The organism is uncultured Formosa sp. (genome assembly GCF_947500765.1).
Lineage (GTDB): Bacteria > Bacteroidota > Bacteroidia > Flavobacteriales > Flavobacteriaceae > Formosa.
In genome coordinates this window covers 156753-168337 of sequence record NZ_CANMTH010000007.1, presented here as the reverse complement: position 1 = coordinate 168337, position 11585 = coordinate 156753, and the positions used below count along the sequence as shown (strand labels likewise).

Here is an 11585-nt window from a genome sequence, read left to right as displayed (position 1 = left end):
ATAGTTTAATTTCCAGTTACCGGATTTGCTCTTACATACGTATTATTTTTAAAAAAAATATGATACTCACTTTTAAATAGTTTACTTGGCAAATAATAATCTGTAGTAATAATTTGTGCTCCTGAATGTTTTGCTTTTTCAAAATGAGAATACTCATTTAATCTCGCTTCTTTTGTGCCAGCATCTGCACGCGTTCTAACAATATAGCCTTTAGATACTAAAACTTGAATTGAATTATCTTCAGGATTATTTCTAAACAAAGTTGCTGCTTCTGCCGTTCCTGGATTTGCATTTACAAACATTGCACGGCCTTTAAGAGACGCATGATCTTTTATATATAAATCACGTTTACGTCCTGAATCATCTAAAATAAATAAAAACTTACCTCTAGATGCTTTTAATTTAGGCCAATTATTTTTTAACACTGCTGCTTCTAATGTAGAAAAAGGACCTCTAACATCGTCTGGTTTTATTATTTTATGTTTTCCTAATCCATTTATTAGAGAAACATCTAACAGATTAAAAAGTTCACTTGTAAAGTCTTCTGCTTTTGTTCCAAATATGTTTTCAACTCCATCTTTAGCTTCTAGAGTTATAAATATAGGTTCATGATTCGGGTGTGCATCCGACCACAATTTTAAATCTTTTAAACACGCTTCTAAAGTGTAATAATGAGTTCTAAAATCTATATCTAACATATGAAAAACCTTAAATCCTGGTTGAAGCATTTCTTTATCAGGATCATATGTTTCATTTGCTTTCACTACATCTAACCCTTTTGGATGTGCATATCTTCCGCCTTTAGAATCTGCAAAAACATCTATTTCAAGATTTCTTAATCCCATATCTAATTGTTTTAGTATAGAAATATGTGCATACTGTAAAGACTGCATACTATGTGTTGAGTCTCTTTCTTCTAAAAAGTTGTAAAGATTAGGTTCAATTTCTTTTTTATAACTGTTATGAGACCCTATAACCTGAAGTTGATTAATTCTTAAATCATCGAATTGTGCATTTACATTACAACACAAAAAACAAAGTAAACCTATTACTATATAATCTTTCATTATAAACAAATTTTTAGCTTATAAATGTAGACTTCAAAAATTAAATAAGTGTTAGCTAATTAAAAACAAAATATAATTTTTTGTTGAAGACAAAACTCCAAAAAACACAAACAAACAACTCATAAACAACACCTTAAACCCAAAACACCTGCTTATACAACATGCTGTTAATTTAACTTAGGCATAACTATTAGCTAAAATTCATGACATTAAAATTCTATTTATTTGCCTCTTATAAAATTATGTTAAAACGCGCTAATTAACTCTTCAAATTCTACAGCCAATGATATAAAAAGAATTAAAAAAAAAAAAGATTAATACACACAAAAAACCGCAGTTGCTACGAACAACTACGGCCTAAATAAATTAAGCATTGAAAAAACAATTACTTAAACATGTACACTAAATTTAATTTTTTAATATTAAAAAATCTAACTTTTTTAATAGTATCATTACTCGTATGTCAAACAGGATACTCTAGTAATGATATATCTACCAAAATATCGCACTCAAATAGTAATCTTCAAAAAACAATTCAAGGTAAAATTGTAGACGAAACAGGATTACCACTACTTGGAGCTTCAATTTTATTGAAAGACACAACAACAGGTGTTTCTGCTAACTTTGATGGTGAATTTTCTATTGAAGCAGAAATCGGACAAACACTTCAAATATCTTTTATCGGATATGAAACGAAAGCGGTCATTATAGATTCTAATTTTTTAAACATCACCTTATATCCATCAAGTGCTGTTTTAAATGAAGTTTTAATAGTTGGTTATGGGCAACAAAAAAAATCCGATTTAACAGGCGCTGTAACTCAACTTTCTTCAAACGATTTTAAAGAAGGTATTAATATTTCTCCAGACAACTTAATTCAAGGTAAAGTTTCAGGTGTACGTGTTATACAATCTAGCGGCGAGCCTGGAGCAGGTGTAGATGTATCTATTCGTGGTGTAGGATCTATTAGAAGCGGTAGCACTCCCCTATTTGTGGTAGATGGTGTACCGTTAAGTAATTCGAGTGTGAGTTCTGAAAGTCCTGACTTTGGATTAGGAAATTCCAGCGCAAAAAACCCATTAAACTTTCTAAATACTAGCGACATTGCCTCTATAACGGTACTAAAAGATGCATCGGCGGCGGCTATTTATGGTGCAAGAGGATCTAATGGAGTGGTTATAATAACAACTAAACAAGGAAAAACAGGGGAAGCTTCAATTACGGTAGATTCCTATTTAAGCGTATCGTCTGTAATTAAAAAAATAGATGTCTTAACGGCAAACGAATACCGCAACGCGATTACCGATAATGCATACGATCATGGAGGTGCTACCGATTGGCAAGATGAATTATTTCGTAATGGCGTAACTCAAAGCAACAACTTCTCTTTCTCTAAAAAAACAGAAAGTGGTAATTACTACACCTCACTATCGTTAATGGATCAAGATGGTATTGTTGAAAACAGCACCTTTAAAAGAGCTACAGCCCGATTAAATGCTGAAGAATCTTTCTTTGACAACAAACGTTTAAAGGTAAAAGTAAACTTAACAGCAAGTCAGATTGATGAAACAGGAATTCCTAATGGTGCAGATGCAGGATCAGACGGACAATTAATTATTCATGCTTTAATGGCCAATCCTACACAGCCTGTATTTAATGAAGATGGAGAATACACCAACTTTAATTTAAATCAGAATTACAATCCAATGTATTTATTAGACATATACGATGATCATACAAGTACATTAAGAGTTTTAGGAAATGTAGAAGCTTCTTTTAGAATTATAGACGGATTAGATTACAAATTTAATTATGGTGTAGATCGCTCGGTTTCTGAAAGAAATTCTACTATTTATCCAAACGTTACAGACAGAACTCCAGAAGGTGCATATGTACAGAATAATTTAGATTCTCAAAACACCTTAATGGAGCATTACTTAACATACAACTTCAACGTAAATAAAAATAATTTTGAAGTTTTAGGAGGATTCTCTTATCAAAAATTTAATTTCTCAGGCACAACCTTTTCTCTAACTGGAATAGACGATAAAGATACCGGTGTAGCTCCAGAATATGATCCTGGTTATTCTGGTATACAAAATGGTGTTAGTGGTTATGCACAAGAAAACGAGTTACAGTCTTACTTTGGTCGATTAAACTATAATTACAGTGATAAGTATTTAGTGACAGCATCTTTAAGATCTGACGGTTCTACGCGTTTTGGAGAAAATAACAAATATGGATATTTTCCTTCATTTGCTTTAGGATGGAACTTAGATCAAGAACAATTTTTAAAAGAACTAGACAACATTAGTGCTTTAAAATTAAGACTTAGTTGGGGCCAAACAGGAAACCAAGAAGTTAGTAATAAAATTACTCAGGCAAGTTACTCACAATCTGCTTCTGGTGGTTATTATTTGTACGACGATTACAATTTAATTAATGGTATTGTAGTAAACAGAACTGCTAATCCAGATTTAAAATGGGAAGTGGTAACACAACTAAACGTGGGTGCCGATTTTAGCTTATGGAATAACAGACTGTATGGTTCTTTAGATTATTATAATAAAACCACTACAGATGCCATATTAAACATTCCTGCAGAACCTTTAAGTCCTACAACAACTGTATGGAAAAACATAGATGGTAAAATAGTTAATAAAGGATTCGAATTTAGTTTAGGCTCACAATTAATAAGTACAGATCACTTCTCATGGTCTTTAGATGTAAACGGAGCGACATTAGATAATGAAGTTCAAGATTTACCTGTTTCAGAATTATATTCTGGAAGTGTCGCAGGTCCTGGATTATCTGGTGTAGCTGCAAACATTTATAAAAGCGGTTACGAAGCTGGTTCCTTTTTTATGCTAAAACATTTAGGATTTGATGACGATGGTACCGATATTTTTGAAGACACAAATAATGATGATGTAATTAATAGTGACGATCGTCAAATATTTGAAGGCGCACTACCAAACTTCACCTATGGTATTAACACGAATCTGTCTTATAAACGTTGGGATTTAAGCCTAGCTTTTATCGGGCAAACTGGAGGATTATTAGTTAACAACACCAATTTAGCATTAAACATTAATAACATTGTCTCAGACAGAAATGTATTAACCGAGTTCTATGAAGAAGGTGCTAGTTATGCAAACACCCCTCAACTATCTACATTATATCTAGAAAAATCCAACTTTTTCAGATTAAATAATGCACGTATTGGGTATTCTTTAGACACTACTAAACTGAACTTACAATGGTTAAAAGGACTTAATTTTTACGTAAGCGGACAAAATTTATTTACAATTACAAACTACTCTGGTTACGATCCTTTAGTAAACAGTCCACGTGCTACAAATGGAAATCAATCTATAGGTATAGATTACACAACCTATCCGTCGTCTAAGACTTACATGTTAGGTGCAACCTTAAAATTATAATTTATGAAAATGTTAAATATAATATCAAAAACAGCTTTAGTCTGTATCCTTAGTGCTTCAACTTTTAGTTGTACAGATTTAAAAGAAGACGTCATAGATGAAGTTATTGGCGGACAAACATCTAATCCAGAAAGCGCTGTAGCCGCTGCTTATGCACAGTTAGCAGAAGGCACATTTACAGATCACGGAAGCGTATTTGGACTACAAGAATACCCTACAGACGAATGTATGTTACCTACACGTGGAAGTGATTGGGGCGATGGTGGAAAATGGAGAGCCTTAACAGAGTTTACTTGGGGTACCAACAATGCTGCAGTTTCTACAACTTGGGATAACCTTACAAGTGGTATTACTAAAACATTAACGGCTATAGAATCTTTACAAGAAAATCCAGATTATGACAACTACGATTTATTCATGGCAGAATCTAGAGGGTTATTAGCATTGTACGTATACAACACTCTAGACCTTTTTAATCAGGCACCTTATAGAGATTTATTTTCTGAAGATAATACCTTAGTCTTTCTTCAAGCTGATTCTGAAATCGATAATTTAATTACAGAAGTTGAAGCTATTATTCCTAATCTTGTAAATCTAGGAGAACAACAAACCCATAATGGGCGTTTTACCAAACAAGCAGCGTATGCCTTATTAGCCGATATGTACTTAAATAGAGCGGTGCTTAAAGATAGATATAATGCGAGTTCTAATTTTAACTTCACAGAAGAGGCTATTGATAATAACGGATCGGATATGGATAAGGTTATTTACTATACTTCGCTATTAATAGACGGCGGTTTTAGTTTAGAAAGTAATTATTTCGATAATTTTTCTATCGATAACACAAAGGGTTCAGAGATTATTTTTGCTGTAATACAAGAAAACGATAACATAAGAAGAAGCGATAACGACTTTGCATACATGTCTACAGCTCGAGCACAAAAACAAACACCAGATAACAGAGGTACAAATGGATCTTGTGTAGAACCTGAATTTTATTACACTTGGAATGGCAATCACGACGATCCACGTTTTCATAGATACTACCAATATACAGATGGTACTTGGTTTATGAACAACGGAACAACAGGAAGCGTACCTGCCGAAGATACAAGACCAGACACTGGTAAATATTTAGTACACTTTAACAGAGGACTTCAAGCAGGACAACAATACGGACCAACACTAGATGGTAACGGAGGGTTTAACATGACTCCAGACGGAAGAATTGCCATAAGTATGTTATACATGGAAAAAAACACCACTGTTCCTATGGACTTTACACCCGAATTAAATTTTACTAACCCTCTAGAAGCTGTTTTATCTCAAGATCAGATTAATGCTGGTGTTCGTAATTTTAAATGGGAGTTCGATCCAGAAAACGGAAACGGTAACAGTGCCGTAAATGTACCTTTATATCGTTTAGGAGGTATGTATGCTATGCGAGCAGAAGCATATTACCGCAAAGGATCTACCGCACTGGCCCTAGCCGATATTAACATGTTACGCACTAGCAGAACGCGAGAAGCCTTATTTAACAATGCTCCAGGTGTGCCAATTGCATCTTTAAACGAAGAGACATTATACAACGAAATTGGATTTGAAATGTATTGGGAAATGTACCGTAGAAAACAAATGATTCGTTTTAACACCTACGATAACGCATATACAGGTAAAGCCATCACAGAACCTTACCTAAGGGTGTATGCAATACCACAATCTACTATTGATGTTACAGAAGGTATCTCTCAAAATATAGGATACTAAATAGGCTATCCTAAAACAAGGAGGTCTTTAACTTATTAAAGGTAGCAATTTTGTATTGCTACCTTTTTTAGTTGGATATATACTATATTATAGATAATTATTTATCTAATTCCAGATAGTAAAGTTTCGCAGATTCTTCAATTTCAGAACCCAAATTATCATCAAGCGAATAAGATAACAATACCCATTTATCATCTGGTTTATAAAATTTAAAAATAAACCTTAATGGCTGTCTATCGTATTTTACTAAGTAAGAATAAAGAACTAAACTTTCAGAGAATTTTTTAGTCGTAATCTTTTCATAACCATAATATTTTCCCATATAATTTTCGGTAAAGCCATTAACGGTACCAATAATTTTATCAATATCATCTTTTATTCTTTCTGTCCATATATTTGTGGCATACAATTCTTTTACAGCTTTTCCTGCGTCTGCCTTATAAGTAGTAAAAAAATCCTTAATTAAATCTTCAGGACCAGATTGAGAAAACACATGTCCAGAAATTGAAATTAGTAATACAATTAATAGCTTTTTCATAAATATTTAATTTTTAAGTGAGTTTAGTTTAATTCAGTTTTTACTCTCTTTTCCTAACAATCTAAAAACAGCAAAAACACACACATAGTGTTGTGCTTTCGTGTTTTATTTTTATCTAATTTACATTCCAATTATACACTCGTATATTTTCTAATGTATTTTTTCTTTTTAAAATCAAATTAATATCATTAGTCCACTGGTAACCAACTCTGTCACTATGGTACAATAAGGTCTTCCCTTTCGTAATATTATTTATTTCGGTTGTTAAGTTAGTCAACGCATCATTAATATCCTCTTCTTCATAACAAGATATATGAGTATGAATGTCAGTTTTTCCGCTTGGGTCTTCCAATCCTATTGTGATTTCAGAATTATACGTAGCAATCCAAATAGAAAATTCATTTGTTGGATTTCTTAAGTCACAATCAAAAGACTTGTCGTCTTTATAATTTACATTTTTGGTAAATTCCGGGAATTTCTCAACTAAAAATGATTGGATTAATTCAGAAAAACGTTCTTGATTCATCTTTTTTGGGTTTGCTTGGTAATTGCACACAAACGTGTTTGTATATAGTTTTTTTCGTAGTTAAATACGTAATTTAGCAAATAAAAACCGAATATAAAATCCGCGAGGATTTTCGTAAGTAGGTTTGTACCAGGCAATTAATTTTACACGGTGTTGGCACACGTATTTTATTTGTTTTCCGGTTCTATAATCAGTATTTGAATAGTTAAAACCGGAAAAGTCTTTAAAGAGTAAAATCCGTTTTTCTTTAGTCAAATAGTTTTTTATTATTTCATAATTTCCTTTTGGAAAACTAATTCGGTCGCCTTTTGTTAAATAAGTGTCGCCACCAAATTCGCACTCACATAATTTTCCTCGAACTGCTGTTGCGTAAACAGTTACTTTTTCTTTGTAACCATCTTTCCATTCTTTCTTAATTACTTGTATTTTTTTTCTGTTTTTTTTAACTAATTCACGTAATTCAGTAAGATATTCACTATAATTTTCAAGAAAATGGAATTCCGTTCCAGTTGTCATTGTGTAAGGATAAGAAACCTTCCCTAAACAACAAGATTCTAATTGTTCACTTCCGTAAAATTCGTGCAAGAAAAGAGAATAGATTTTCGGTTCTTTATATTCGTCCACTTTTTCATATTTTTCTAATTCCGCAATCCAATAGTAAATAAAAGTTCCGTGAGAATCTTTATTTCTGTCCATTTCAAAAGTCAGAATCACGAATTTTTTTTCAGTCAGATTTTGAGTAAATCCGCTGAATGAAATTAGTAGTAGAAATATTAAAATTACCTTATTTTTCAATTTCGAAACATGTTTTAGAACGTGTTTGTATGTGGTTTGTTGCGTGTTTTAAGCACCTAATTTAGCAAATAGAAACCGAATAGAAAATCTGCGAGGATTTTCGTAAGTAGACGAAAACTAGCAATAAATTATATACGGTATTGTAAGCTGGCTTTTTTATTTCAGTTCAATTCCAAAATCTTTATTCACTTCTTTTATTGTCTTAAAAATTAATTCCTTATTAATATCTTTTTGATTTGTATAAGAGTTTATAAACCTGACTGTAAATCTATTATCAACCGAATTTAGTTGATGTAATGAATTTACAAATACTCTAGGTTGTACTTCTCTTGCCTTTTTTTGAAAAACGTTATGAGCATAAATGTTACTATAAATATCTCTCGTTTTCGTAATGTTACAGTTTTTAACATTAGATAAAAAAGTACATATTTCGGCAAATGAAACATTACTTTTTAAAGATTTTTTTATGAAAATCAGATTATTCATTTTCTCAAAAAAATCAGAGCAAAGTTTTTCGTCACAATGAGAAAAGTTAACCAAGAAATCGGATACTTGTGATAACTTATAATTCTTGTTATCCAATTTGGCTATAAGGTCTAATTCTAAAAACGAGGATAGAATTTCATTCGCTAAAGGCTCGTTTATAGGTTTTATACTTTTTATTATACGTACAGATACTTCTAGTGAAGAACTCAAAACTCGACCTTCAATTATATCTTTATTTGAATCTTCGATTAACTTTGAACAATAGGAATTGCCACCAAGCTTACGAAGACAGTTAAGTATAGCTGGAATTTCTCGTCCTTTAATGCCCTTTGAGTTGAATCGTTTTTTAAAACTATGGTTTTGTTCAATTAATTTCAAAATCTTTAAGGAAGTTGTTTTACTCGCTTTATTTATGTTTATCAGCATTAAGCTATATTCGTCTAAAAATTTGATTTCATTTAATTTTTCAAATAGAAGTTCAGCAGAATAATTTTCTAATAATTCTTGAAGAAAGGAATTATCTATTTTGGCTAATTGAGCAAAACCTTGACTAATTTGTTGAATTGGCGCATATTTAAGTGATTCTGTAATTTTCCATTTTTCAATTCTATTGAGAATCGCTTTAGCCTTTGAGTTTTCTTTGTATTTCTCAAAAGTTTTAAGTTCACTTAATGTTTTTGTTAATTTATAGAAATCTACCCATTTTACACTATCAGCTAAAATAATTGGGTCTAGTGCTTCAAATATTGATTTTACATTTTTGGGACTTAATTTTCTTAATTCGGTTAGGGAATTGCCAATTAAGTCAAATGAAGTTTCTTTAATTATTTCTTCCCATTTTTGTTTAGATATGAGGTCTGTTATACGTTTTCTTATTTTGCTATCGCTGATGTTTTGTATAGCAAGAGTGACTTTATGATTAGCAGAGGAATCTACTAATTTTCTTAAAGTTTCATCATTGAATGTTTCGTATAATTTAGATTTTAATAATCTATCAATTGGTGAAATTGAATAATGTATGTAGGATAAAACAAATAATCCTGTGTCTTCTCTTAATAGAACCTGATTTATATTTTTATTATTGATTATTAAACCATTGATAATGTCGTTTAAGTTGGATTTTGTAAAAATTTTTACAATTTGAATAATCTTTTTTAATTGAGTTGAATTTGCTTTCTCTGAACTTTTAAAATAATTAAAAAGAGCTTGTTTACTTTTTGAATCATTGAATAATAATCTTAATATATCATAATTTTCTGCTGAACCAACATTTAAAAATATCTCAATTATTATCTCTGGATATTGTTCAATTTTTATTTCATCAATGTATTGTTTTATGTTTTTAAACTTGAATAAATTCTTATCGCTATTGAAATCTGTCTTAAATACTCTTTGATTAAGAAATAGGTATGAATCAATAAGTAAATCACAGAAACTTGGTTGCATAAATAATGATTTCAATTCTACGTCTTGAGTGTAAAAAAGTCCTTCACGTTCTGTTGCCAATTCGATTAAAGGGTCTACTTTTTCAAATGGAATATTAAAAGAATAAAGACAAGAATACTTTATGATTTCAATAATTTCTTCTTTTGGGTATTCTTTTAAAAACTTGTTAAATAAATCTTTATGAATTATTTCTTCATCAATATTACTTAAAACATCATCTGCCTTACACCAATTGTTTAAAAGCAATTTAAGTTTAAGTAAATTGTTTTTAGAAATGTGTTCAAGGTGCAAAATCCCACCTTGTCTAGGATTGTAATTTTGTTTTAGTAAAAAATCAGAACGTTTTGCTACAATACCAAGAATTTTCTCTCTTTGAAAATCTTTAGAATTATTTTTCTCAAGAGATAAACAATTACTTTTTAATGTTTCAAAAACATCATCAAGTTCAAAGGTTTTTCTAAAATCTATAGATATATGTCTTGAAACAAAAAGAAAAACAATGTTTTTAAACTTTGAGTTTTCTTTAATCAATCTATTGGCAAGCTCAAAATCTAAATGAATATCATCAATAATTAATACAGTTGGTAATCCATTGATAGCCTTTAAGTCCATTAATAAGGTTGAATAACTAGTATTAGTTTTCAATTGTAAATAAAAGGGAACTATACCTATTTGACTTTGTAAATAATCACAGATTTTTAATGCAACCGTTGTTTTTCCGGTTGTTGGATGTCCTGTTATTAAATAGGGTAGTTTGTTTTCAAAGTTTATAGTATTTGCAAAGTCAAGAATTGACTCTTTTTCTTTTTCAGAGTAGTAAAGTAGATTTTGGTCAAAATCTACTTGTGTGGTTCTTGCTTGAATGTCATTTGAAGTATTTTCAAGATAACTTGGAACTGATTGTATTTCGTTAAATCGATTATCGTAAACATCAGATTCTAAGTTTAATTCATACCATAAAAAGTCACGTAATTCTGACTGTTTTGCTGGATTTAATGCTTTTATTTGTTTGCCTAAATTTGCTGAAAAATAAACATCTTCGTTTGAACTAAATAAATTGTAAGTGTCAAAATTTTCGAAGGTTTTAGGTCCGAATTTTTCTTTATGTGAAATAATAAGAAACTTAATTTTTGAATACTTTCTATCATATTTTCCTAAATCAATATTCTTTTTGAAAAGGTTTATAGAATCTTTTATTTTAGTAGAATTATCTTGAGCAGAAACTTGAAATGCTATACTATCTGAATGCAAATCAATAGCAGGATAATCTTGTTTGATTAGATTGCAGTTTGTGAATTCCTTGTCAAATATTATAGATAGTATTCTTGCAAAAATATCTTCACAAGCCTCTGCTTTGTCATTAAATTTTAGTTTGGTTCCGTATTTTACATCAGTTGTTATTAAGCTTAATGCAAATAGAATGTCACTTAATATATTTTGAGATTTGTAAAGCATTATTGATTAGTCATTCAGTTTTTAAAATATCTCAAGTGTTTTTTCAGCTTGCTTACAACTCC

7 protein-coding genes are annotated in these 11585 nt (G+C 30.6%); 2 read left to right on the top strand and 5 right to left on the bottom strand.

The genetic code is table 11. The features are described 5' to 3' along the window. Window positions 1-5: 5 nt before the first annotated feature. On the bottom strand, window positions 6-1067 hold the full coding sequence (locus tag Q1B05_RS13670) for a phosphatidylinositol-specific phospholipase C1-like protein (RefSeq protein ID WP_299781506.1): 1062 nt from the start codon (window positions 1065-1067) through the stop codon (window positions 6-8). Window positions 1068-1462: 395 nt separating this feature from the next. On the opposite strand from Q1B05_RS13670, the gene Q1B05_RS13665 reads away from it, so the two are divergent. Both Q1B05_RS13665 and Q1B05_RS13660 read left to right on the top strand, forming a co-directional pair. Further along, complete coding sequence (locus tag Q1B05_RS13665; protein WP_299781505.1) at window positions 1463-4510, top strand: TonB-dependent receptor; 3048 nt, start codon at window positions 1463-1465, stop codon at window positions 4508-4510. Window positions 4511-4513: 3 nt separating this feature from the next. Then, complete coding sequence (locus Q1B05_RS13660) at window positions 4514-6277, top strand: RagB/SusD family nutrient uptake outer membrane protein (RefSeq protein WP_366944383.1); 1764 nt, start codon at window positions 4514-4516, stop codon at window positions 6275-6277. A 97-nt stretch (window positions 6278-6374) separates the two neighbouring features. Here Q1B05_RS13660 and Q1B05_RS13655 read toward each other — a convergent pair whose 3' ends face one another. The 4 genes from Q1B05_RS13655 to Q1B05_RS13640 form a co-directional block, all read right to left on the bottom strand. Further along, entirely contained in the window at window positions 6375-6815 is a 441-nt protein-coding gene (locus Q1B05_RS13655) for a hypothetical protein (protein ID WP_299781504.1), read from the bottom strand. 115 nt (window positions 6816-6930) lie between these two features. Beyond that, entirely contained in the window at window positions 6931-7371 is a 441-nt protein-coding gene (locus tag Q1B05_RS13650) for a hypothetical protein (RefSeq protein WP_299781503.1), read from the bottom strand. A gap of 30 nt (window positions 7372-7401) precedes the next feature. Then, the gene (locus Q1B05_RS13645) at window positions 7402-8136 is read right to left on the bottom strand and encodes a hypothetical protein (RefSeq protein ID WP_299781502.1); all 735 of its coding nucleotides are present in this window, start codon (window positions 8134-8136) and stop codon (window positions 7402-7404) included. Between the two features lie 156 nt (window positions 8137-8292). Beyond that, window positions 8293-11523: an SMEK domain-containing protein gene (locus Q1B05_RS13640; protein ID WP_299781501.1), complete on the bottom strand. Its 3231-nt coding sequence runs from the start codon at window positions 11521-11523 to the stop codon at window positions 8293-8295. Between the last annotated feature and the right edge of the window lie 62 nt (window positions 11524-11585).

Coding starts and splice junctions, on each gene's coding strand:
- Q1B05_RS13670 (WP_299781506.1), bottom strand. CDS start 1,067: ATGAAAGATTATATAGTAATAGGTTTACTTTGTTTTTTGTGTTGTAAT.
- Q1B05_RS13665 (WP_299781505.1), top strand. CDS start 1,463: ATGTACACTAAATTTAATTTTTTAATATTAAAAAATCTAACTTTTTTA.
- Q1B05_RS13660 (WP_366944383.1), top strand. CDS start 4,514: ATGAAAATGTTAAATATAATATCAAAAACAGCTTTAGTCTGTATCCTT.
- Q1B05_RS13655 (WP_299781504.1), bottom strand. CDS start 6,815: ATGAAAAAGCTATTAATTGTATTACTAATTTCAATTTCTGGACATGTG.
- Q1B05_RS13640 (WP_299781501.1), bottom strand. CDS start 11,523: ATGCTTTACAAATCTCAAAATATATTAAGTGACATTCTATTTGCATTA.